Here is a 22,784-nt window from a genome sequence, read left to right as displayed (position 1 = left end):
TCGCCTGCATGACACCCTGCGGAAATGCTATGCAATTGCCTATAACGAACCGTCTATGACTTGCATAGGGTTGAGGAGATCTGCTTCACACCAGGCCCTGCTTCACAGCAAGCGGTGCCCTGAACTACCCAAGGATGAGTTTCAACGATGAAGAGCATCGCCCTCCTGCGCGAACGAGCTACCCGTGTCATGCCCACCGGTTCCCACTGCCCGGCCTCGGGTTTGTGGAGCCCGGACTCTGAGCCTGACGCCGTTCAGGTGTTCGCCGAAGGTCACGTCCTCCCGGCGCACAACGGAGTGCCCACTGTCTGGCGGCTCCGGACCGCTGGCGAAGTCTCAGCATGACCAGCTCCATTCTGAACAGGCCAGCCGACTACCGGCACGTGCCGGCAGCCCAGTGGACTGAACTGGGCGCCGGGGATCGCGTCTGGATCTACGACGTCGCCTGGGGTGCCGGTACCGGCCGTGTTGACGATGTTTCCCACCACCAGGAACTGCTATGGGTGGTCCTTGAACCCACTGGCCGCAAGCTGTTCTGCGGAACGGACGACGTCCAGGTCTGGGCGGCCTAACCCGCCGGAACCAGCACGCTCGGGGACCCCGTCTCCACCTTGCCCACGGGTCCGTCGGGCAGGCCGGTTTCGGGGTCGAGCCTGAAACTCAGGATGTCGTTGGAACCTTCATGCGCCACTAAGAGCCAGCCGTCGTGGACCAGGTGGTGCCGTGGCCAAGCGCCCCCGCTTGGCACATCGGCCAGGGGCGTCACGTCGGTTCCCTGTGCGCCCACCTTCAGGACGCAGATCCGGTTGGAGCCGCGGACTCCCACGTAGACGAACCGACCGTCAGTGGGCATTGCAATCTCGGCGGCAGAGTCGCCGTCGAACGCCTTGTTGACACTGGCGGGAACCACGGCCGTGAGTTCGTAGACTCCCTGGGGTTCGGCCCTGACAGCTGCAACCTCAATCGAGTATTCCGTGTCGACAAAAACCGTCCCCCTGGGATGCCGCACCATGTGACGCGGACCGGAGCCCTTGGGCAGAATCACGTGGTGGTCCGGCAGCAGCCCCTCGCCCGGCTCGTACCGCCAAATCCGCACAAGATCGTGTCCGAGGTCCGTGGTCATGACGCGACCATCGGGAAGCATGAGGCTTGAGTGCGCGCGGCTGGGCCGCGGCTCGTCCGTGGGCCCGGTCTGATGGGGGTCGACGGCGGCTTCCGCGGTGGTGCGCGACGTGATGGCGCCGTCGTGGTCGAGTTCGTAGAGAATCACTTGGCCATCACCCCAGCAGGTAACCACAATGAATCGCCCCTGCGGATCCGCCGCGACGTGGCAAGCGGCTTCGCCCGCCGACCACGGCTCGCCCATTTGCTCCAGTTCAGCGATGCCGGTACGGCGGTAGGCCCGCACCATCTTGCCTTCCTCGGCCACGGCATAGAGCACTGGGAGCGTTGGGTGAATGGCGAGGAAGGACGGCGAGTTCGCTTCGACGGCCAAGCCTACGGCGGTCAGTTTCCCCTCTGTATCCAGGGTGATGGCGCCGATGCCTTCGCCATTTCCGTTCCGGTCGGCTGTGTAGGACCCCGTCCAGATCAGTTTTTTGGTGCCTGCTGTTTCCATGCTGTGTTCCCCATGCTTAGTGTCCCCAATCCTTCAATGTCCCCAGTCTTTCGATGTCCCCAGTCCTTCAGTGTCCCTGTACGTCCGAGTCGACGCCGGCATCAGGCCCGGCATCGAGGGTTTGTAGCCTTCTCAGATCATCCTGATCCAGCTCGAAGTCGAAGACGTCAAGGTTCTCTTGCATCCGTTTCGGGTTGGAAGTCTTGGGGATGGCAACCAGGCCCTGCTGGACGTGCCAACGGAGAACAACCTGACCGGGCGTCTTGCCGTGCTTGCTGCCGATGCTTGCCAGAACCGGGGCATTCAGGAGGTCGCTGCTGGCGCCCAGTGGACTGTAGGACTCCGTGACAATCCCGTGCTGCTCGTTGAACGCGATGGCAACGGGACGCGGGATGGCGGGATTGACCTGGATCTGGTTGACCGCTGGAATAACATCCGTTTCCCGGAACAGCCGGTCAAGGTGCGAAGGCTTGAAATTGGAAACGCCGATGGAACGTACCCTGCCCGCTGCCTGAAGTTCCTCGAAGGTCTTCCACGTGGAGACGAACTCGTCGCGGCGGGGAGCGGCCAATGGATCAGCAGCAGGTCAACGTAGTCCAGCCCCAGACGTTCCAGCGAGCCATCGAGCCCTGCCGCTGCCTTGCCCGAGCCCTGGAATCCGCCGTCCAGCTTGGTGGTGACGAAGAGCTCGCCCCGGTCCACTCCGCAGGCGCGGATTCCGTTGCCGACTCCCTTCTCATTGCCGTACTTGACTGCCGTATCAATGTGCCGATAGCCGTGCGAAACAGCTTCGACGACGGCGTCAGTAACCTGGGCATCATCCAGGGGCCACGTACCCAGCCCCAGTTGCGGAATCTTGTAGCCGTCGTTGAGTTCAATGAGCGGGGCAAGTGTCATGAGCATGGTCTCCTCGAATGCTTGAATCTCGACCGGCGGTCTCTTTGCTTTTCTACGCTGGCCACTGGCTGCTTGGCAACAGCTACCGCCGAGACCAGGCGTAAAGACGATCGCTCAGCTCCATGAAGTCTTCCGCTACTACCTGCAGCTCCGGATGCTGATCGTGCCAGTCGATAATCTCCCTCGCGCCGTCCGCGAACGGGATGGTTGCCTGGTAGTCCGGCACGAGTGCCTTGATCTTGGAGTTATCGAACACCACCGAGTGCGAGCGATCGCCCAGAAGGTTGGGGCCTAGCTCTTTGCTATGGGCGGCAATGGTCTCCGACGAAACATGAAACAACTCGGGTTCAGGAACGCCGACTGCCCGGGCGAAGAGACGATAGATCTGGTTCCACGGCAAGAACTCGTCGGAAGTAATGGTGTAGCTCTCACCGACAGCCTGCGGCCTTCCCAAGAGGCCGACGAAGGCCTTGGCAAAATCACGGCTGTGGGTCAGCGTCCACAGTGAGGTCCCGTCCCCATGAACCAACACGGGCATTCCCGCGCGCATCCGGTGAATGTCAGTCCAACCGCCCACCAGCGCGATCTTGGTCCGGTCATAGGTATGGGACGGCCGGACCACAGTCACAGGGAAGTCCTGCTCGCGGTAGGCCTCAAAGAACAACTCCTCACAGGCAATCTTGTCCTGCGAGTACTTCCAAAACGGGTTCTTCAGGGGAGTCGATTCCCTGATGGGCAAGGTGGTGGGCGGCTTTTGGTAGGCCGAGGCGGAACTAATGAAAATGTACTGACCCGTCCTCCCCCGGAACAACTCCAAGCCAGCCCGCGCATGATCCGGGGTGAACGAGATGAAGTCCGCAACGGCGTCGTACTCCCTTCCCTGAAGTACCTCCCGCACAGCCTCGGTGTCCCGGATGTCCGCGTGGAGGACCTCGGCGCCCTCGGGAACCGGCCGCCCGGCTGACCGTCCCCTGTTGAGGATGGTCAGCCGGTGGCCCAGCGCGACGGCGCGTTCAGCCGCCGCCGCACTGATGACCCCGGTCCCGCCGATGAACAGGATGTTCCGCGGCGAGACGGTGTCGGCTTGTGGGAGGAGGCTGCTCACCAGGCGTAGTCCTCCGGGGCAGTGCGGTGGCCCGGGAAGATGTCATCGAGGCGCTTGAGCGCATCCTCGTTGAGGGTCACGTCCAGGGCGCGGATTGCGGCATCCAGTTGTTCCTGCGTGCGCGGTCCAACGATCGGCGCAGTCACGGCAGGCTGATGAAGCAACCAGGCCAGGGCAACGTCGCCGGGCTTCTGCCCGAGTTCGTCCGCGAAATCCTCGTACTGACGGATCTGGTCCTCATGCTTGCGGAGCGTCTCCAGCGCGCGGCCTTCGGCGCGGCGAACGCCCTGCTCCTCTTTCTTCAGTACGCCACCCAGCAGACCGCCCTGCAGTGGAGACCACGGGATCAAGCCGAGTCCGTACTGCTGCGCGGCGGGGATGACCTCAAGCTCCAGCTCGCGCCGGAAGAGGTTGTAGATGGACTGCTCGCTGACCAGGCCAGTGTAATTACGCCTGCGGGCGGCTTCCTGGGCCTGGGCAATGTGCCAGCCGGCAAAGTTGCTGCTGCCCGAGTACAGGATCTTGCCCTGCTGGACAGCTACCTCAATCGCCTGCCAGATCTCGTCCCACGGTGTCTGACGATCGATGTGATGGAACTGGTAGATATCGATGTAATCCGTCTGCAACCGCTTCAGGCTGGCATCCAGGGCCCGGCGAATGTTCAGCGCGGAGAGCTTTGATTCATTGGGACGATCCGTCATGGTGCCGTACAGCTTGGTGGCCAGCACAGTCCGTTCCCGGCGCTCGCCGCCCTTGGCAAACCACCGCCCGATGATTTCCTCGGTCCATCCCCGGTGGCCCGAACCGCCGTAGACATTTGCGGTGTCGAAGAAGTTGATGCCGGAATCCAGTGCGGAATCCATGATGGAGTGCGCCGTTGCTTCGTCCGTCTGGGGGCCGAAGTTCATGGTGCCCAGGCAGAGGCGCGAAACTTTCAGGCCGGAGCGGCCCAAATGGGTGTACTGCATGTTTTGGTGTCCTTTGTTTAGTCTGTTTAGAGCTGTTTAGAACTGTGTGAAAGCCGCGACGGCGGGATCGGAACCTATGCGGGCGCCAGCCTCCAGGGCCGTGATGGCAGCCAGTTCGGATTGGGTAAGGGTGAGATCGGCGGCTCCGAGGTTTTCCCGCATCCTGGCAGAGTCCGCGGACTTGGGAATCACGATGGTTCCCTGTGCGAGGTGCCAGGCCAGAATTACCTGGGCCGGGGTTGTTTCGTGCGCGGCAGCCACCAGGGCCACTACCTCGGCGTTCAGGTCCTTGCCCTGCCCCAACGGGCTGTACGCTTCAACTGCGATGCTGAGATCGCGGCACTTGTTTGCGAGATCGGCCTGCTGGAACGTGGGGTGCAGCTCGATCTGGTTCACGGCCGGCACTACGTCCGCTTCCCGCAACAGCGTGTCCACGTGGTCTGTGAGGAAGTTGGAGACGCCGATGGACCGGATCTGCTTGTCCTGGTAGAGCTTCTCCATCTCCTTCCAGGCCTGGGTGTACAGCCCCTGCGAAGGGACAGGCCAATGGATCAGGTAGAGGTCAACTACCTCCAAGCCGAGAGCGTCGCGGCTGCGCTGGAAGGCGTCGTAGGCCTCACCCTGCTCGCCGTTGCGCAGCTTGGTGGTGATGAATAGGTCTTCGCGGGGAAGGCCTGATGCGGCGATGGCGGCGCCCACACCGTCCTCGTTTCGGTAGGCGGCGGCAGTGTCGATGTGCCGGTACCCCGCCTCCAAGGCGTCTTCCACCACCTTCTGTGTTTCTTCTGGAGGCACCTGGAAAACACCGAATCCGAGCTGGGGAATAGTGACGCCGTTGTTTAGGGTCAGCTCTGGCATGAGGTCTCCTTCTAGGTAGAAATTTCAGGCCTGCGCCGTTGGCTCCTGTTGGTTCGACTGGGTTGGCCGGACCTTCCAGAAAGCGTTTTCGGGAGGCTCTGTACTGAGCCTATTCAGTTTTCGTCGGCGAGTCAGCAATCCAGCCTGATCCTGTTTTTCCTAGGTCTGGCAGTCCTACCCAAATCGGTGGTCCTGCTCTGGCCTTGCCGGCTGCGATAACGGCAGAATGGACGGATGGGTCAAAGCGCCGAGTTCGGAAAATTCCTCAAAGTCATGCGTGCCCGCCTTTCGCCGGAGGACGCCGGGGCCCAGGAGTCCACCGGCTCACGCCGGGTGCCCGGTCTCCGCCGCGAAGAGGTGGCGAGGCTCTCCGGGGTGAGCACCGACTACTACACACGCTTGGAGCAAGGCCGGAACATCCACCCGTCCAAGGCTGTCCTCGACTCTGTCGCAAGGGCACTTCGCCTGGACGCGGGGGAGCACGCGCACATGCTGGACCTGCTGGAGCACTGCGCAAGTTCGGCCGGCAATCCCGGCCCCGCCCAAAAAGTACGCCCCGCGTTGCGGCAGCTGCTGGACGCCGTCGGGGATGTTCCCGCGATGGTCCTTGGGCGACGCGCGGACGTACTGGCCGGAAACCGGATGGCGCATCTGCTGTTCACGGATTTCACGGCACTGCCAGCGGCTGAACGGAACCTGACCCGCTGGATCATCCTGGATCCCGCGGCCAAGGACCTGTTCAGGGACTGGAAAACCGTGGCCGCCGAGGCAGTGGGCGCCTTGCGCATGGACGTCGGCAGGCACCCCAACGATCCCCAAACCAACCAGCTCGTAGGCGAACTTGCAGTGCACAGTGAGCATTTCCGTCAATGGTGGGCTGGGCACAGGGTGGCGTCACGCTCTGCCGGCACGGTGAGATTGCACCACACACTGGTTGGCGATCTTGAACTGAACTTTGAAACGCTAAGCCTCCCGGACGATCCGGACCAGCTCCTGCGGGTCCATTCCGCGAAGGCCGGTTCGCCGTCGTCGGACGCCCTGACGCTGCTCAGCAGCTTTGGCGAGGTATCGGCAGCGACCACCCCGGCGCCCGAACCCGTCCGCCGGGATGACAATTGACGCCCATGTTTTTTCGGAACATGGGCGTCAAGTGTTAGCTAGCGGAGGGATCAGCGCTCCAAACGGAAACCAAGCTTGATGGTTACCTGCCAGTCGGCAATTGCGCCGTCTTCCAGATGACCGCGGATCTCTTTCACCTCGAACCAGTCCAGGTTACGCAGCGTCTGGGAGGCGGCGGCGATTCCATTCCTGACGGCCGCATCGACGCCCTCGGAAGAAGTGCCAACAATTTCGGAAACGCTATATGTGTGGTCAGCCATGGTGCTCCTCATCATCGTCCCTGAATCTTTGAAAATGCTGGCCCGCTCGGCAGGCCGTTCCTGCAGACTAGCCCACGGACGTCCGTGCGGGCCAGAGGTCCGGCCGGCTTAGCTTTCGCGCCAGTCATTGCCCGTGATGTGCGATCCTGCGTGCGGTCCCATCTGGAGCATTCCGCCGTCCACGGGCCACGAGGCGCCAGTGACGTAGCTGGAATCCGGGGAGGCCAGGAAAGCGATGACGGCGGCAATTTCCCGCGCGTCACCGGGACGGCCAAGGGGCACGCCCGGCCGCTCCTTCTGCCTTGGGTCCTCGTCCGTTTGCCCGGTCATAGGCGTTGCGATCTCACCAGGAGCCACGTTGTTGGCGGTGATGCCGAACTCTGCGAGTTCCAGTGCCATGGTCTTGATGAGCCCCCCAAGGCCGTGCTTCGAGGCGTCGTAGGCGGAGGCTCCCACCCGCGGCTGGAACTCGTGCACGCTGGTGACCGCGATGATGCGTCCGCGCCCCGCATTGACCATGCGTTTGGCAGCCGCTTGCATGGCGACGAATGCGCCGTTGAGGTTGGTGTCCAAGGTGGACATCCAGGTGTCGTAGTCCAGTTCCAGGAATTTGGTGCCATCTCCCGTTCCGGAATTGTTCACGAACACGTCCACGCCCCCGAGTTCCTCGGCCAGCTTGTCAATGCTGGCAGCGGTTTCGGAAACGTTCGTGGTGTCCAGGTGGTGCACCACCGCTTTTCGGCCCAGGCCGCGCACCTCTTCTGCGGTGTCCTCGGCACCTTGCTGGTCCGTGTGCCAGGTGATGCCGACATCCATGCCTGCCTTCGCCAGTGCAACCGCCGTGGCACGTCCTATCCCTGAGTCAGATCCTGTGACGATGGCGGTTTGCGGGGAAAATGATGCCTCGCTCATGTCCTTGCCTTTCGGTCGCGTGATGGTTCCGATGACTTATCCCTACCCGGACACGCCGGATCGTAAACACGGGGCTGGAAGATGCCGGTTCTTCCGGGATCCCGGCGGCGGATGGTGATGGAGTGTAGATTTTTAGCAGCACCACCAGTGAATTCCCACAACCAGGAGTACTCATGTCTGAAGTTATTGTCGTCGGCGTTGACAGCAGCGAAACGGCCAAACGCGCAGCAGTGGCAGCAGCGAAGCTTGCCACAGCCCTTGGCGCCGAGTTGCATGTCATCAGCGGGTTCTCCGATGACCGCATTGAAGAATTTGGCAGCGGCAGCGACCGGATCACGGTTTCTTCGGCCGACTCCGCAGAATACGTGGCCCGCAAGGTCTCTGAGGAACTCGATGTCCCCAGCGGCAACATCAAGTACTTCGCAGCCCGCGGTACGCCGGCCAACGCGCTCATCAACTACGCCGAGACCAACAACGCCTCGCTGATCGTGGTGGGAAACAAGCGGATGAAGGGCCTGGGCCGTGTCCTTGGCAGCATCGCCAACAGCGTGGCACACGGTGCTCCGTGCGACGTCTACATCGTGAACACGGACGTGGACGCGTAGCCGTTTCTTATTAGGTAGCAGCAGGGGCCGTTTGGAAGCTCAAAACGGCCTCTGCTGCTGTTCAGTTGGGGAGAATTCCTGGCCGTGGAAAAGGCCTCGGCAAACCGCTGAGTGCTATCTTCGGGCGAATTCCAACAGGGCGCTCATGGCCCTTGTGGCCTTCTTGAGCTGCTCCGTGCTGACAGCGTGGTGCCCGTACCCTGCACGAGTTTTCATGCCAAGCAGAGTGGTTAGGTGCTTGGCTGCAGCTTCATCTACCGTCCTCAGAAGGCCCGCAGCCTCACTGTGGTCTTGACTCTGTGCGAATCGTCCGAGTCGGGCAATGCAGATGGCGTCAGAGGCGGCAATGCCGGCGTGGACGCAGAGTGTTGCCACGGCATCAGCCACTTCATGGTGTTCCTCAGCCAGTTCGAGTGCGTCCAAGGCAACTTTTTGGAATTGCACAGCCTTATTCAAACGACCCAGGCGGATGGCTTCGCTTCCTTGGGCGGTCCTCATTTACGCGACGCTGTCGGCGCGTAGTACGCGCCTCAGCCAGGTAGCGTCGCCGAAAAGTGTGTACCCGTCGGTGATGATCGAATCGAAGATCGGGGAGGGTGCAACTTCGGACTCCAGATAGACCAGGGGCCGCGTGTCGTTGCCTGTCCACGCACTGACATCGGCGGCCAGCTGCGCAATCCTGTTGTCAGCCTGCGACTCGTCACTGGAGTCATTGAGGGCTATGAAAAGGTCTATATCGCTATCGTTGCGCATGTCATTACGTGCAGCTGAGCCAAAGATCGTGACGACCAGGGGCGAGAATTCCCACATCTCGATTTCGCTCCGGATGCGGGCGAAGAGGCGATCCTTGGTGAAGGCCATCGCGATCACTGCCTCGGCCAAAAGGTGATCACGGTTGAGCCGGAAAACGTGCGTTCTTCCGGCCACCTTGTCCAAGACGATGCCCTGAGCGACGAGGCGAATCAGGGCCTTGCGAACGCCGGCAAGGGAACTGCACTCGGGAAGAAGGTTGGAGAGGTTGGGGGCTGTGAACTCGGCATCAGCGCGCGCCAGGACGTACAGCACACCCATGTCAAGCGTGGGGCTGATGGTCGTCAGCGGGTTCTGCAGCCGCATGGCGTCTCCCAGATCTACTATTGTGCACTTATAACTACAATAGTAGACATCCGCCGAGCCACTTGGGTCTACGCCTCCAGGACGTACGTCTTCAGATCGTCCAAGGTCTGCTGCATATGGGCGTCCATGGCCAGCCGGGCCTCATGCGGATTCCGTGACTCCAAGGCCGCCGAGATTTTCCGGTGATGGCCGATCGCGTGCTCCTGGATGTCAGCAAAAGCTGAAGTTTCCGTACGCCGGGCCTCAAGTACACGATGCAGTGGCTCGAACAGTACAGCCACGAACACATTGCCCGAGGCATGAAGGATGACATCGTGGAAGGCGAGATCAGCTTCCACAAAGGCGGCCACGTCATTAACCTCGTGTGCGGCCTGCATCTTTTCCACGTGCTCTTTGAGCGCGATCAGTTCGTTATCCGAGATACGTTCCGCTGCGAGTTCGCAGGCTCCCGTTTCAAGCATCCGGCGTAGCTCGATGAGCTGGACGGCAGCGGCCGCATCCTTGGTTCCTTCGGAAGCGGCACGCAGGACTGCCTCCAGGGATGCCCACTGGTTCAGCGGATTAACGAACGTGCCGCGGCCGCGTTCCACGCTGAGGATCCGCTGCGCCTCGAGTGTTTTCATGGCTTCGCGCACGGTCATGCGGCTCACCTCGTGGCGGGCGCTGAGCTCCAGTTCGCCCGGGACAATCGTTCCCGGCGGAAACTCGCCCGCGATGATCCGGTCCAGCAGCTCATCAGCAACGACGCCGACCAGCGACTTGCGTGCCATGTATCCCCATTTCCTGTATTTCAGACCGTCCGGCACCTCATGGATGTTTTCCTCCAAGCGCGGATGGTTGTCAGACATCTTACGCTGGCGGTGGCCAGCTCGTTTTCCAAAATTCATGCAAAGTCTTGGCGCATTCTTCCGGCTGCTCCCAGTGGACGTTGTGACCGGCGTCGGGAACCGACTTTAAGGTGCGTGTTGGGCTCGCCGCCACGAACGCAGTCATCTGCTCGATGGACCGCACGCGGTCTCCGGTTCCAGCGATCACCAGCAGCGCCGCCTGAACGCGGCTGGGCACTGAAGGTTCGACGCCGGTCATCGCCGCCCAGGCGCTGGCGGACAGAATCCGGAACGGCGCATCGAATCCTTTGCTGAGCAGCTCCATGTCGTCCGTGGAGAGGTCCCCGTACCAAGCATTCATGAGCTTCAGCTTGGTATCGGCGTCGAAATATCCCTGCTTCAGCTGTGACACCAAGAGGTTCTTGAAGGCCTCGTTCTGAGGCGCCGGAACCATTCCTACCAAAGTCACTGTTGCCACTAGTTCTGGATTCCTTGCCGCCAAAGTCAGTGAGACGCTGCCGCCCATCGAATGCCCCACCAGATGCACCGGCCCTTCTGTGCGGGCGCGGATCGCTGCCCCAACCGATGCGGCGGCGGTGTCCAGTGTCCAGGAGAAGTCGGACGGCAGGTCCTGACCCGCGTGATAGCCCGGGAGGTCGAGGATCCAAACTTCGCGCCCGGCGTCGAGCAGTATCTTCGCGAGCGGCTCCCAGTAGACGGAGCCCGAAGCCCATCCGTGGATCAGCACCACTGGGACTTGCCCGTCGACGTGAGACGCGGAGGTTCGAGCATCCACATGGGGGAGTGGAACTGGGGTGCCGGCCATGTCTCCAGACTAGTGACGCACAGCATCTTGCGCGCCGAAGAGCGCTGTGTCACACTGGCTATGAAATGTTAGATGTCTGACATCTTACATTCACGAACCGCTACAAAGATTTCCCACGATGGAGTGCACAGTGACCCTTGAAGCCGACGTTCTGGCCGCTTTCCCGGCGGAAGTCCACATTCCTGCCCAGCTGGTTGCCGACGCCGTTGCCGCGTCTTCGGCCCAGGCCCCACGCATCCTGGTTGTCCTTGATGACGACCCCACCGGAACGCAGTCCGTCTCGGATCTCGCCGTCCTCACCCGTTGGGAGGTCGCGGACTTCACCTGGGCTTTCACCCACATCCGTGAGAACCAAACCAAGCCCGCCGTGTACGTCCTGACCAACACCCGCAGCCTGGATCCGGCGGAGGCTGCAACGCGCAACGAAGAGATTGTCCGTAACGCACTCGCAGCAGCCGCCGGCAACGTGAAGCTGGGCTTTGTCAGCCGCAGCGACTCCACCCTGCGTGGCCACTACCCGCTGGAGCCCGATGTCATTGCCGCCACGGTTGCTGCCGAGACCGGTGAAACCACCGACGGCGTAGTAATCGTCCCCGCATTCCCCGACGCCGGAAGGGTCACCATCGGCGGTGTCCACTACATGCGCGGCGCAGGGGAAGAAGCCGGCAAGCTCACCCCCGTGGCAGAGACGGAATTCGCTAAGGACGCCAGCTTCGGCTTCGCCAACTCCGAGATGGCCAAGTATGTGGAGGAGAAGTCGCAGGGCAGGTTCCCGGCCAGCGATGTGATCGTCCTGGACCTGAACATCATCCGCGCCGGGGCCTCCGCGCAGGACCCCGCGATTTCCGCCAAAGCCATTGCCGATGCCCTTGAGCCAGCCACCAACTCCACTCCGATCGTGGCCGATATCGTCACCGAAAACGATCTCCGTGCCCTCGCGCTAGGCCTGGAAGAAGCCGAACGCCGCGGCAAGAAGCTCCTTTACCGCGTAGGCCCACCGTTCGTCCGTGGCCGGATCGGCCAGGAAATCCGAACCGCCTTGACCTCCGAAGAGGCGTACGCGGGCAACACTCCCTCCACAGCCGGTGGCCTGATCGTGGTCGGCTCCCACGTCGGCGTGACAACCCGCCAGCTCAGCGCCCTGACGGCCGCCCACAGCTCCGCGCGCATTATCGAGATCGACGTTGAGAAGCTGCTGGTTCCCCAAGCCGACGGTTACATCGCCACAGTGGTGTCCGACGTCGTCGATGCCCTCCACCAAGGCGACGTGATCGTCCACACCAGCCGCCTGCTCATCAAGACCGACGACGCCGCAGCGAGCCTGAAGATCGCCCGCACCGTCTCGGCCGCCGTCGTCAATGTAGTGAACCGGACGCTGAAAACCTTCCCGCCGCGGTTCGTCATCGCCAAGGGTGGCATCACGTCCTCGGATGTTGCGGCGCACGGACTGGAGATCCGCCACGCAATCGTCCGCGGACCCATGCTGCCGGGCATCGTCTCGCTCTGGGAACCGGTGGATGGCCCCGCAAGAGGCATCCCCTACATCGTGTTCGCCGGCAACGTGGGCGATGACCAGTCCCTCGCCCAGGTCACCCGCAAACTCAGCGCCACTTTCTAGACTCCCGGAAGCCCACAAAATTCAATGGAGAACATCATGACCAGCAGCAATTACACCATCACCGTTCTGGGCCTCGGCGCCATGGGCCTGCCCATGGCCACCCGCCTCGCGTCTGAGCTGACCGTCCACGGTTTCGACATCGCCGAGCCCCGTTTGGAGCTCGCTGCAGCAGCCGGTATCAAGACTTTCGCTTCTGCCCGCGAAGCCTCGCAGGATGCTGACGCGTTGCTCCTGGCCGTTCGCAACGGGGAGCAGCTCAACGATGTCCTGTTCGGCGAGAACGGCGTTGCCTCGGTTCTGAAGCCGGGCGCCGTCGTGATCCTCGGCAGCACGGTTGGCACCGAGGCCATCCCGGCCACAGTTGAAAAGCTCGCAGGGTACGGCGTCGCGCTGGTGGATGCTCCGTTGTCCGGCGGCCCGAAGCGCGCGGGCGAAGGCGACTTGCTCATTGTTGTTGGAGCCGAGCCAGAGGCCCTTGAAAAGGCCCGGCCAGCACTGGAGCTGCTGGCGTCCACCCTGAGCATTGTTGGCGACAAGCCCGGCGATGGCCAGGCCCTTAAGACCGTCAACCAGTTGCTCTGTGGTGTGCATATCGCCGCTGCTGCCGAAGCAATGGCCCTGGCGGATGCCCTGGGTCTGGATCAGGCAAAGACGCTTGCCGCCCTCGAAGCCGGCGCTGCGGGCTCCTTTATGCTCTCCAACCGCGGCCCCCGCATCCTGGAGGCCTATACCGAAGACGGAGCCGAGGTCCTCAGCCGCCTCGACATCTTCGTCAAAGACATGGGCATCGTGGGCAAGGCCACCCGCGCTGCCGGCCTTGCCGCACCCGTTGCTGCCGCCGCAGAACAGCTTTACCTCCTCGGCCAGGCCCAGGGCCTCGCCGCCGCCGACGACTCCGCCGTCATCAAGGTTGTCGCGCCCACAAAGCGCACCGCCTAACCACCCCAATAAGAACGCGCGACGACGGCGGTCCCCCCTTCGCCGTCGTCGCCACCTCCCGCCGGTCTTCTAGACTGGTATGTCAAAGGAGACACCCCCAATGAATCCCCTCATCAACTCTTTGGTGGTCCGGGCTGCTGATGCCCCCGCCATCAAACCGGCAGTGGAACTGGGAACACCCCTGTTGCTGACCATTGCGGCTGCGGGCATTGCCCTGCTGCTGGTATTGATCATCCGCTTCAAGATCCAGGCCTTCGTTGCCCTGTTGGCTGTCAGCATCCTGGTTGGTGTGGCCGCCCAGATTCCGCTCAAGGACATCTTCACCGTGGTGGCCAACGGCGTTGGCAGCACCATGGGCAAGGTTGCTTTGTTGATTGCCCTCGGCGCCATTCTTGGCCGCATGATCGAGGTATCCGGCGGCGTGCAGTCGTTGGCTACACACTTCACTGAGAAGCTCGGAGCCAAGCGCGTTGCCATCGCTTTGACGGCCGTGGGCTTCCTCGTGGCGATTCCGGTGTTCTTCGAGGTGGGCGTCATCGTCCTCGTCCCGATTGTCTACGCCTTCGCCAAGATCGCGAACGTTCACCCGATCAAGTTCGGCCTGCCCATGGCCGGCATCATGCTGTCCATCCACGTGGCCGTCCCGCCGCACCCGGGAATCGTTGCCGGTGCCGGTGTCTTTGGCGCCGACATTGGTCTCATCACTCTGATCTCCCTGATCATCTGCGTGCCGCTTGGCTTCCTGTCCTACTGGGTTGCCAGCATTATGAACCGCAAAGACTACGAACTGCTCCCGGGCGTCAAGGCACAGGTGGACGAGTTCGGTTCTGCGGACTCGCTGGTGCATGTTGGTCACGACGGCCCCGGCGCCCGCGCCATCGCCCCTCCCCGTCCGGGCCTGATCATGTTCCTGATCGCTGCTCCGATCGTCCAGATCCTCGTGGGCACCCTGGGAACGCTGACCATTGCCAAGGACAACTACTGGTACGGCGTGGCCGCGTTCATCGGCAACCCGTTCTTCGCGCTCCTCGTGGCGGTTGCCCTCTCCTTCTTCCTGCTGGCGGTCCGCCGCAACTGGTCACTCAAGGAAACCGGTGAGATCTTCGAAGGCGCCCTTCCTCCCATTGCCTCCATCCTCATGGTTGTCGCAGCGGGCGGCGTGTTCGGTGAAGTCCTCCGCACCTCCGGCATCGGCGCAGCCCTGTCCCACACCTTGGACAGCCTGGGCTTGCCGGTGATCGTGCTCGGCTTCATCATCTCCCTGGCACTCCGCGCCGCCCAGGGTTCGGCCACCGTCGCCATTGTCACGACGACGGGCCTGCTCACCTCCGCTGTGATGGAAGGCGGCTACACGCCCGCCCAGATCGCCGTGATCGTGATCGCCATCGGATTCGGCGCGTTGGGGCTCTCCCACGTGACGGATGCAGGTTTCTGGACCGTGATCCGGTACTACGGGCTTACCGTCACGGACGGTCTCAAGACCTGGACCGTCCTCACCACCATCCTCGGCCTGGCTGGCTTCGCGCTGACATACGCCGCATGGATCCTGGTGGGAGGTTTGGCCCACTAATGCGCGCCAAACTCGATCAGCTCGTCACCTCCGCCCTCGCTGATGGCTCTGCTGTTCCGGCTTTCACCTGCTACGACTTCACCACTGCCTTGGCCGTTGTTTCGGCGGCGGAAGAAGCCCGGCTCGGTGTGATCCTGTTGGTAGCGCCCAAGACGGCATCCACTCCCAACGGGCTCCGGCTCATCGCAGCACTTCGCGGCCTTGCCGACGACGCCAGCGTTCCGGTTTCCGTCCAGCTGGACCACGCATCGAACCTGCAGGTCATCAAGGATTCCGTTGCGGCCGGAGCGGATGCAGTCCTGGCCGACGGTTCGTCCATGGCCTACCAGGACAACATCGCCTTGGTCCGCGAAGTCCGTGCCGCCTTGGATGCCCAGGGTGCGTTCGACGTCGTGATCGAAGCAGAACTTGGCGGCCTCGCCGGCGACGAGGACAAGGCTTTCGGTACTGAAGATCCAGCGCCCGACGCCGGCACTTCCGTCACCGGACTGACTGACCCCGCGCAGGTGGCTGACTTCGTGGGACGCACCGGTGCGCAACTCCTGGCGATCGCCGTGGGTAACGTCCACGGAAAGTACAAGGGTGAGCCCAACATCCGCTGGGACGTGCTCCAGGAAGTTGCTGCGCGGACGGACGTGCCTTTGGTGCTGCATGGCGCCTCAGGCATCCCGGCTGAGCAGCTCGCAAAGGCTCCTTCCATGCAGGTTGGCAAGGTGAACTTCAATACCGAGCTGCGCACCGGAATCCTGGCAACCCTCGAAGCTGAAACCCCCGCCCACCGGGCCGACGGTGAGAACCTCCAAGGCCTGCTGGCTCGATGGAATGGTTCCGCGTGGTCCTTCGCCGGAGCAACGCTGGCGATGCTGAGTGACTGACACAACCCCGCCCTCACAGGCTCTGTAACACAGGGAGGCTAGGATCAGACCATGATCCTGGCCTCCCTGATTTTTGCCCTGCTTGCGGCGTTGCTCCACGTGTACATCTTCACGATGGAGTCCATCACCTGGACCAAGCCGGCCACGTGGAAACGGTTCAGCGTCACATCGCAGGCTGATGCCGAAACCACCAAGCCGCTCGCCTACAACCAGGGCTACTACAATCTGTTCCTGGCCATTGGCGCATTGGTAGGCATCATCGCAGTGGCCATGGGTGCGCCCCAGGTTGGCTGGACCCTCGTATTCAGCTGCTGCGGTTCCATGCTCCTTGCGGCGCTGGTGCTCGCAGCGAGCGGCAAAAAGTACCTCCGCCCGGCGGTTCTCCAGGGGACAACGCCGCTGCTCGCCGTCGTGCTTGGCGTGCTGGCTTTGGCGCTGGGCTAGTGCCAGCGGGGCCGATGCGCCTTAGTGCTCCGGCGGGCCGCTCTGCGCTGCGGCCTCGTCCATATAGACAACCTCCCAGTGGTGGCCGTCGAGGTCGCGGAACGCCCTGCTGTACATAAACCCGAGGTCCCTGGGATCGTACGTCTCGAAACCTCCTGCTTCCACCGCCTTAGTGGCCAGGGCATCAACACCTTCGCGGCTGTCGGCAGAGATGGCAACAATCGCCCCGGCCGAGTTCCGGGTGTCCGCGATGGGCTGATCGGTGAACTGACTGAACTTGTCGTGCGTCAGGAGCATTGTGTAAATGGTGTCGCTGACGACGACACAAGCGGCTGTCTCATCGGTGAAGTTCGGGTTGATGGGGTAGCCAAGGGCCGTGTAGAAGGCCTTGGATGCCTCGAGGTCGCTGACGGGCAGGTTCACGAAAATGGACGTAGTCATGGGTTCGATCCTGCCGGTGTTTCGCCATTCCGTCCAGAGCACGATGAGCCGTTGTGGATAACGCTTAGGAAGATTCCCTCCAGAGAGGAAGGGGCACAACGCTGCGGCTGCGACCTGCTTGGTCAAGGACATGGCCGAGCCGCTTGAAAGTCCGAACTACCGCCTGCCTGGAGATGACCGCGCTTCCCGGGGCTCGCTCTGCCAGTTCGCGTTCATAGGCTTGGACTTCCAGATAGTCGCGGACCCACAGGGTGACCAGCAGGTTCTGTGCGCCAAGGACTTGGGCACTAAGCCGGCAGTTGGGCAAGGCAGCGAAGAAGCGTCCGACGCCGTCAACGTACTGGGCTGGAACGTTCAGGACAAGCGTCACTTCCCGGAGTCCCTGCTGGGCGGACGTGGACGAATCGCATCTCAGCGTGATGTAGCCGGTCGCCAGGAACCGTTCGACACGCCGGCGGGCTGTTTGGGGCGAGACGTGGCAGGCGGCACCCAACTCGGCCCAACTTGCCCTGCCATCCTTGGCGAGCTCTTCCAATAATGCTGCATCGAGTCTGTCCGGGGCGTAAGCGGGGTGCTCGGGCAGGGGCTCCGCGGACACGAGCCTGGCGCGCGCCGGTTCCAGCGTGCCGCTGCGCCATTCTGAGGCCTGCCGATAAAGCTTGGTGACGAAAACGACCTCACGGTGTGTGACGCCGGGCAGCTTCGGAAAGGCGCCGGTGACGATATCCATCAGCTCCTGATGGCTGGACGCAAAGCAATCCATGAAGAGGTCGTGCGAGCCCGTCACCAAAGAAACGGTGGCGAATGCAGGCTCGGCGCACAGCCGTTCGATCAGGGCCTCACTCTCGCTGGGCGAGGATGACAAATGGATAAACGCAGACCACCCAGCGCTGAGATAGCGCTGGCCAGGTGCAGGGGTGATCCAAGCCTGGCCCTGGCTGGCGAGGGCGTTCCATCGCCTGGCCACGGTGGGGGCGGACAGGCCAAGGGCGTCTGCAATCCGGCTCCATTCGGCCCGTGGATTGATTTGGAGAGCATTCACAATTTCGAGGTCTAGCTCGGAAATTATGGCTGATTCGTTCACTTTCGCCCATCTGATGTGTATTTCAAACGATTTCGAGATCAGTCTAGGCGACGGCCATATCGTCGTGACTCGCATCACTAATCGGGCGGCCCACCTTAAACGGCCCCAAGACCACAAGGAAGCACATGGCAAGCAGGACAGCACCAGCGGCGGCGTCAGGAACGACGCGCCGGGCCATTGCGGGAATGATTCTCGCGATGGCATTGATTGAATCATTGAGCGGAGTCACTCAGGGCTACCTGAACCCCATCCTTCCCGCGCTCGGACCCGTCTTCGACATTGACGATCCGACCATCAACGGCATCTTCCTGATCTCCAACGTGAGCTTTGCGGTCCTCACCCCGATCATTTCAAGGCTCGGCGACAGCTATGGATACAGGCTGGTGCTGCGCTGGTCCACAGGTGTGGTGACGCTCGGAGTGCTTCAGATGGCGTTGTGGCCCTCGCTGTGGACGGTGACGATTGGTGTGGTCATGCTTACCTGCGTGGTGGGCTTCATCCCCCTCATGATGGGCATCCTGCGCGTTAGCAGCCCTGGACACACGCGCACTGGCGTGAGCGTCATGATCGGGATGCTCATGATCATGGTGGGAGCCGGCGGGCTGCTTGCAGGAATCGTCGGCGTCACCGATCCGACGCTTGGATTCTGGGTTGCCGTTCCGTTCGCGGTGATCGCTTTCGTCTGTTCCTTCGTACTGCCCGACGCCGGGGTCCCCACTCGTGAGGGCATCGCTTTGGTCCCGCTTCTGGCCTGCTCCCTAGGGCTGATTGGTTTCGTGGTGGCACTCTCAATGGCGCCTGAATGGGGCTGGCTCGACGCCCGCACGATGGCTGCCGGCTTGGTGGGGCTCGCCATGCTGGCCTACTGGGCAAAGCGCGACTACAGCGGGGCCCATGGCAGCCGGTTCATGGATCTTCGCATGCTGGCCAATGCACGGATCCGCGCCATTTCCGTGGCCACGTTCTTCTTTGGCTTCGCGTCCATCAGCTACTTCGGCACCAACGGGATATTCCTGCACTCCAATCCCGACAAGACGGGCTACGGATTTGCCCTGAGCCCCTTGATGATCGCCATTGTCCTGGCCTTGGCCTCCGTTCTCTCGCTTGTGTCCTCGCTGCTCACGGCCCGGGTTTTGCGAAAATTCGGTGAGCGGGCCACGCTCGTCTTTGCCGGCGTCCTCCTGGCATGCGGTTTCCTGGTCATGATCCTGGCGCACGGGACTTTGTCCGGTTACTGCGTGGGCTTCGCCATGTTCAACCTAAGCCTGGGGATGTACCAGGCCGGGACCCGCTCATTGTCCGTGGAAGGCGTCCCATTGGAGGAAACTTCAACTGCGGCCGGACTCAATGAGCTCGCGTTGTCTGTAGGGATCGCGGTGGGTGCGGCCGTGGTGAAGCTGATCTCCTCCGCATCCGTCGAATCCGGCCGCATCACCGAGGCCGGGCTTCTTTCCATCTGGGGAGTCTTGGCAGTGGCCGCACTGATCGCGGCCACGGCAAGCGCCCGCTACCCGAAGCGCGAGAACGCCGAGGTGTCCGCATGATCGCCGCTGGTCTTAACAGCAAGAGCCGCGGCGGCGCCGTCGTACGCGTATCCCAAGGCGACATCGAGGCCGCGCTGAAGACCGCCACAGAGCGCTGGAAACCGGACCTGCTGGACCTCAGCCACGCCATTCACGCCGATCCGGAGCTCGGCGGCCAGGAGTTCCGTGCCGTCAAGCGCATCAGGCGGCTTCTCCGTACCGCTGGCTTCCGCTTCGATGATCGCCAGCCACTGCAGGCCACCGCGTTGAGCGCGAGCTACGGAAGCGGTGAATTGGTGGTGGCCCTCTGCGTTGAGTATGACGCCCTGCCGGACATTGGCCACGCCTGCGGGCACAACGTCAATGCTGCCAGTGCTGTGGGGGCGGCGCTGGCCCTGGCTGCGGTGGCCGACGAGCTCGGCATCACCGTCAAAGTGCTCGGAACGCCGGCGGAGGAGACCACCGGCGGCAAAGTGGACCTGATCGCGGAAGGCTTCTTCGAGGACGTCTCGCTGGCGATGATGGTTCACGCCGGTGCGGCTGACGTAGTAGGAGGTTCGTCGTTGGCGATGTCCATGTGGGACGTGTTGTTCGAGGGCAGGCCGGCCCACGCCGCTGCTGCCCCGATGGAAGGAGTCAACGCCCTGGACGCACTTGTCGTCGCGCAGACGGCCATTGCGCTGGCAAGGCAACAGCTCCCGATCGGATCGATCATTTCGCTGATCGTCACCGAAGGTGGAAGCGCCGTCAACGTTATCCCCGAGCGTGCACGGGCGAGCGTTGAGATGCGGGCTCCGAGCATCGAGAAGCTGCGAATCATCCAGGACAAGGTCCGGCGCTGCCTCGAAGCAGGCGCCCACGCCAGCGGTTGCACCCTGGAAGTCACGCCAACCGGCAATGACTACGCCGAACTCCGACAAGACCCGTTCCTATCGCATGCCTACCGCGCAGCCATGACGGCCATCGGACGGGACGTTGTCTTCAATGCCGATCCCGTGGCCTCAACGGACATGGGGAATGTCTCCCAACTGGTGCCAACCATCCACCCGATGGTTGGCTACGACGTTCGTGGCGCAGCCCATCACACAGCCGAATTCGCCGCCTTTGGCGCTTCGGTTGGCGCCGACAAGGCAGTACTTGACGGATCGTTCGGCCTGGCCGCGGCCGCATGCGCTGGCGCCTTGGACCCGGAGGAACGGAGGCGGTTACTGACCAGGCCGCGCCACTAGCACCTGCCAACGCCAGCACCGCTGGTCCGCACGGCACCCGGGGCGGACAATGGAGTCAACACGCAGGGGCGTGTAGTCGTAGGGAGGGCCATGCAGCGGGCAAAACCGGTTCATCCTCCCGCCAGCCGGAGCACGGCTGTGCCGGGAGCCTCAGCTGTGCAGCCGGAACCGACTGTGCCACCTCAACCCCCGGGGCGGCGTGATCCAGCGATCGACCTTGTCCGTTTCATCTGCCTGCTCCTGGTGGTCGCGGCCCACTGCATGATGGTCAGTCCCGTTCTGCACAGGGACGGGAAAGTCACCACGGGAAACACGCTCATGGAGCAAGGCTGGTTCACGCCGGTGGTTTGGGTGCTCATGATCGTCCCGTTGTTCTTCGTCCTCGGTGGCGTCACCGGGTTGCAGTCGTGGCGACGCCTGAAAGCACGCGGCGGCACAAGCTTCGACTTCGCCCAGCTGCGACTCCTTCGCCTGGTCCGCCCCGCCATGGCCCTGCTCGCCGTGATGTGGGCGGGGCTTTGGGCGGCCCTGCTCCTCGGCGTTGATCCACAGGTGATCCAGTTGATGACCACCGGTGCCGCGATGCCCCTGTGGTTCCTGGCCGCGTACCTCACAGCACAGGTCAGCATCCCGCTCATGGCCAGGCTTCATCAACGCGCCCCGCTCCCGACGTTGGGCCTCCTCGTGGCGCTGATCATTACCGTCGATTCCCTCCGCGGCGCTGTCCCGGTTCTTGCCTTCGTCAACATGGTGTTTGTCTGGTGCGCAGTCCAGCAGCTCGGCTTCTTCATGGCCGACGGCTTTTTTGAGCATCGCAGCAGAACCTGGCTGGTAGGGGCGATCATAGTCAGCAACGTGTTGCTCGGGCTGGTGACCGGCGTGGGCGTATATCCGGGCAACATGGTGGTGAACATCAACCCACCCAACTTTTGCCTGCTTCTGCTGGCGATTTCACAGACTGCCACCCTCCAACTTCTGGGCAAAGGCATCCGCTGGATCGCCTCTGTCCGCTGGGTCCAGACGATTATCGCGGTGGCGGGGCGCCGGTCCATGACCGTTTACCTCTGGCATCTTCCTCTCCTGGTGGGCATGTCCGGACTCTTGTTGCTCACCGACTTTCCCAAACCGGCCGACGGCACAGCGGAATGGTGGTGGGGACGCATTCCCGTCTTCTTCGCCGTCGTAGCCCTGCTGCTGCCGGTCGTGCTGCTCCTTGGTCGCCTGGAGAACCGTCCGACGGCGGCCAGCCACGCGCGGGGTCCCTCGCGCACCGCTGTGGTTACCGCCGCCGTCGTGGTTCTTGTCCCGGTTGCAGATGCCGCATTCAATGGCCTGACGCTGGCGCTCCTGGGTGGGGGAGCCGCATGCTTCGCGCTCGCAGTCCTGCTGCTTGGCAGGGTCCCGACGCCGGTGCTGCCGCCGTCCGGGGTGGACGGGACGCCAACGCGCGGGGGAAAGCGGTCCACATTGCCAGCGCAGGGTTTACGTGCCAATCTCGAATCATGACCGAGCACACTGAATCATTGGCAGACTCGTTCCGCGCTGGTGTCACCACAGTTCGAAACGACAAATTCCATCGCTATGAACTCCGCGTAGACGGGGAGTTGGCGGTGATTTCCCAATTCATCGATAGGCCCGGTCACATCGATTTCACCCATACCGAGACAAAGTCACAGTTCAAAGGCCAAGGGCTGGCCAAGGTGTTGGCACATTTTGCCTTGGATGATGTGGTGGCATCCGGCAAGCGCATCATTCCGCATTGCCCGTACATCGCGGCATACCTGCAGAAGCATGAGGGCTACGAGCAGGACGTCGACTGGCCCGCCGAGAAACCTGTAGGCGAACCGGACAACGAGTAAGGTTCCCGGGTCCATCCTGACGCCTGTTGGGCAGCCGATACACGACTCCTCCCAACTGATTAGTGCGCCTTCCTGCCGGATCGTGTCGCAG

The 22,784-nt window shown here is 62.5% G+C and carries 25 protein-coding genes and 1 pseudogene; 13 read left to right on the top strand and 13 right to left on the bottom strand.

Features of this window, described 5'->3' with window-relative positions; translation table 11 throughout:
* Positions 1-147: 147 nt before the first annotated feature.
* On the top strand, positions 148-345 hold the full coding sequence (locus tag ACTAQJ_RS15815; protein ID WP_498697495.1) for a hypothetical protein: 198 nt from the start codon (positions 148-150) through the stop codon (positions 343-345).
* On the top strand, positions 342-572 hold the full coding sequence (locus tag ACTAQJ_RS15810; RefSeq protein ID WP_216922625.1) for a hypothetical protein: 231 nt from the start codon (positions 342-344) through the stop codon (positions 570-572). Before ACTAQJ_RS15815 ends, ACTAQJ_RS15810 begins: the two co-directional genes overlap by 4 nt.
* Here ACTAQJ_RS15810 and ACTAQJ_RS15805 read toward each other — a convergent pair.
* From ACTAQJ_RS15805 to ACTAQJ_RS15785, 5 genes and pseudogenes are all read right to left on the bottom strand, one after another.
* Positions 569-1,618 (bottom strand): lactonase family protein, encoded by a 1,050-nt coding sequence (locus tag ACTAQJ_RS15805; protein WP_498697493.1) that lies wholly within the window; start codon positions 1,616-1,618, stop codon positions 569-571. The two genes, ACTAQJ_RS15810 and ACTAQJ_RS15805, sit on opposite strands and share 4 nt — an antisense overlap.
* A gap of 67 nt (positions 1,619-1,685) precedes the next feature.
* Positions 1,686-2,515: pseudogene (locus ACTAQJ_RS15800) on the bottom strand (aldo/keto reductase).
* A gap of 82 nt (positions 2,516-2,597) precedes the next feature.
* Complete coding sequence (locus tag ACTAQJ_RS15795) at positions 2,598-3,620, bottom strand: NAD-dependent epimerase/dehydratase family protein (protein ID WP_498697491.1); 1,023 nt, start codon at positions 3,618-3,620, stop codon at positions 2,598-2,600.
* On the bottom strand, positions 3,617-4,588 hold the full coding sequence (locus ACTAQJ_RS15790) for an aldo/keto reductase (protein WP_498697489.1): 972 nt from the start codon (positions 4,586-4,588) through the stop codon (positions 3,617-3,619). The genes ACTAQJ_RS15795 and ACTAQJ_RS15790 overlap by 4 nt, the downstream gene beginning before the upstream one ends.
* 36 nt (positions 4,589-4,624) lie before the next feature.
* A complete protein-coding gene (locus tag ACTAQJ_RS15785; RefSeq protein ID WP_498697488.1) occupies positions 4,625-5,446 on the bottom strand; it encodes an aldo/keto reductase in 822 nt (273 codons plus the stop codon).
* Positions 5,447-5,680: 234 nt separating this feature from the next.
* Here ACTAQJ_RS15785 and ACTAQJ_RS15780 point away from each other — a divergent pair, with 234 nt between their 5' ends.
* Positions 5,681-6,565, top strand: coding sequence for a helix-turn-helix transcriptional regulator (locus ACTAQJ_RS15780; RefSeq protein ID WP_477516595.1), 885 nt, complete (start codon positions 5,681-5,683; stop codon positions 6,563-6,565).
* Positions 6,566-6,615: 50 nt separating this feature from the next.
* Here the strand turns inward: ACTAQJ_RS15780 and ACTAQJ_RS15775 are convergent, their stop codons facing one another.
* Together ACTAQJ_RS15775 and ACTAQJ_RS15770 are read right to left on the bottom strand one after the other, a co-directional pair.
* Positions 6,616-6,825, bottom strand: coding sequence for a dodecin (locus ACTAQJ_RS15775; RefSeq protein WP_377667018.1), 210 nt, complete (start codon positions 6,823-6,825; stop codon positions 6,616-6,618).
* A gap of 108 nt (positions 6,826-6,933) precedes the next feature.
* Positions 6,934-7,737, bottom strand: coding sequence for an SDR family oxidoreductase (locus ACTAQJ_RS15770; RefSeq protein ID WP_498697486.1), 804 nt, complete (start codon positions 7,735-7,737; stop codon positions 6,934-6,936).
* Between the two features lie 173 nt (positions 7,738-7,910).
* Here ACTAQJ_RS15770 and ACTAQJ_RS15765 point away from each other — a divergent pair, with 173 nt between their 5' ends.
* Positions 7,911-8,342 carry a universal stress protein gene (locus tag ACTAQJ_RS15765; RefSeq protein WP_431117519.1) on the top strand — a complete coding sequence of 144 codons (432 nt, stop codon included), beginning with the start codon at positions 7,911-7,913 and terminating at the stop codon, positions 8,340-8,342.
* Positions 8,343-8,456: 114 nt separating this feature from the next.
* On the opposite strand, the gene ACTAQJ_RS15760 is transcribed toward ACTAQJ_RS15765, so the two are convergent.
* From ACTAQJ_RS15760 to ACTAQJ_RS15745, 4 genes are all read right to left on the bottom strand, one after another.
* Complete coding sequence (locus tag ACTAQJ_RS15760; RefSeq protein WP_498697484.1) at positions 8,457-8,840, bottom strand: hypothetical protein; 384 nt, start codon at positions 8,838-8,840, stop codon at positions 8,457-8,459.
* Positions 8,841-9,458 (bottom strand): nucleotidyltransferase domain-containing protein, encoded by a 618-nt coding sequence (locus tag ACTAQJ_RS15755; protein WP_498697483.1) that lies wholly within the window; start codon positions 9,456-9,458, stop codon positions 8,841-8,843. It lies immediately after the preceding gene.
* 68 nt (positions 9,459-9,526) lie between these two features.
* Positions 9,527-10,228: a FadR/GntR family transcriptional regulator gene (locus tag ACTAQJ_RS15750; protein WP_498702208.1), complete on the bottom strand. Its 702-nt coding sequence runs from the start codon at positions 10,226-10,228 to the stop codon at positions 9,527-9,529.
* A gap of 79 nt (positions 10,229-10,307) precedes the next feature.
* Positions 10,308-11,111 carry an alpha/beta fold hydrolase gene (locus ACTAQJ_RS15745; RefSeq protein ID WP_498697481.1) on the bottom strand — a complete coding sequence of 268 codons (804 nt, stop codon included), beginning with the start codon at positions 11,109-11,111 and terminating at the stop codon, positions 10,308-10,310.
* A 130-nt stretch (positions 11,112-11,241) separates the two neighbouring features.
* Between ACTAQJ_RS15745 and ACTAQJ_RS15740 the strand changes: the two genes are divergently transcribed.
* The 5 genes from ACTAQJ_RS15740 (at position 11,242) to ACTAQJ_RS15720 (ending at position 16,557) form a co-directional block, all read left to right on the top strand.
* Positions 11,242-12,729, top strand: a complete 1,488-nt coding sequence (locus ACTAQJ_RS15740) for a four-carbon acid sugar kinase family protein (protein ID WP_498697479.1) — start codon at positions 11,242-11,244, stop codon at positions 12,727-12,729.
* Between the two features lie 36 nt (positions 12,730-12,765).
* Positions 12,766-13,668 (top strand): NAD(P)-dependent oxidoreductase, encoded by a 903-nt coding sequence (locus ACTAQJ_RS15735; RefSeq protein ID WP_498697477.1) that lies wholly within the window; start codon positions 12,766-12,768, stop codon positions 13,666-13,668.
* 100 nt (positions 13,669-13,768) lie between these two features.
* Entirely contained in the window at positions 13,769-15,238 is a 1,470-nt protein-coding gene (locus ACTAQJ_RS15730; RefSeq protein WP_498697476.1) for a GntP family transporter, read from the top strand.
* Positions 15,238-16,113, top strand: coding sequence for a class II fructose-bisphosphate aldolase (locus ACTAQJ_RS15725; protein ID WP_498697473.1), 876 nt, complete (start codon positions 15,238-15,240; stop codon positions 16,111-16,113). The genes ACTAQJ_RS15730 and ACTAQJ_RS15725 overlap by 1 nt, the downstream gene beginning before the upstream one ends.
* A 51-nt stretch (positions 16,114-16,164) precedes the next feature.
* Positions 16,165-16,557: a DUF1304 domain-containing protein gene (locus ACTAQJ_RS15720; protein WP_498697471.1), complete on the top strand. Its 393-nt coding sequence runs from the start codon at positions 16,165-16,167 to the stop codon at positions 16,555-16,557.
* Positions 16,558-16,578: 21 nt separating this feature from the next.
* Here the strand turns inward: ACTAQJ_RS15720 and ACTAQJ_RS15715 are convergent, their stop codons facing one another.
* On the bottom strand, positions 16,579-16,998 hold the full coding sequence (locus tag ACTAQJ_RS15715) for a VOC family protein (protein WP_498697470.1): 420 nt from the start codon (positions 16,996-16,998) through the stop codon (positions 16,579-16,581).
* A 64-nt stretch (positions 16,999-17,062) separates the two neighbouring features.
* Complete coding sequence (locus ACTAQJ_RS15710) at positions 17,063-18,082, bottom strand: Lrp/AsnC family transcriptional regulator (protein ID WP_498697468.1); 1,020 nt, start codon at positions 18,080-18,082, stop codon at positions 17,063-17,065.
* A gap of 125 nt (positions 18,083-18,207) precedes the next feature.
* On the opposite strand from ACTAQJ_RS15710, the gene ACTAQJ_RS15705 reads away from it, so the two are divergent.
* The 4 genes from ACTAQJ_RS15705 to ACTAQJ_RS15690 all read left to right on the top strand — a co-directional run bounded on the left by ACTAQJ_RS15705 (position 18,208) and on the right by ACTAQJ_RS15690 (position 22,693).
* Complete coding sequence (locus ACTAQJ_RS15705; RefSeq protein WP_498697467.1) at positions 18,208-19,626, top strand: MFS transporter; 1,419 nt, start codon at positions 18,208-18,210, stop codon at positions 19,624-19,626.
* Positions 19,623-20,834, top strand: a complete 1,212-nt coding sequence (locus tag ACTAQJ_RS15700; protein WP_498697465.1) for a M20 family metallopeptidase — start codon at positions 19,623-19,625, stop codon at positions 20,832-20,834. Before ACTAQJ_RS15705 ends, ACTAQJ_RS15700 begins: the two co-directional genes overlap by 4 nt.
* 90 nt (positions 20,835-20,924) lie before the next feature.
* The gene (locus tag ACTAQJ_RS15695) at positions 20,925-22,340 is read left to right on the top strand and encodes an acyltransferase family protein (RefSeq protein ID WP_498697463.1); all 1,416 of its coding nucleotides are present in this window, start codon (positions 20,925-20,927) and stop codon (positions 22,338-22,340) included.
* Positions 22,337-22,693 (top strand): GNAT family N-acetyltransferase, encoded by a 357-nt coding sequence (locus ACTAQJ_RS15690; protein WP_431117533.1) that lies wholly within the window; start codon positions 22,337-22,339, stop codon positions 22,691-22,693. Before ACTAQJ_RS15695 ends, ACTAQJ_RS15690 begins: the two co-directional genes overlap by 4 nt.
* Positions 22,694-22,784 lie beyond the last annotated feature (91 nt).

The sequence above is a fragment of the Arthrobacter sp. alpha11c genome, from assembly GCF_054149985.1.
This window is presented reverse-complemented; position numbering and strand designations above follow the sequence as displayed.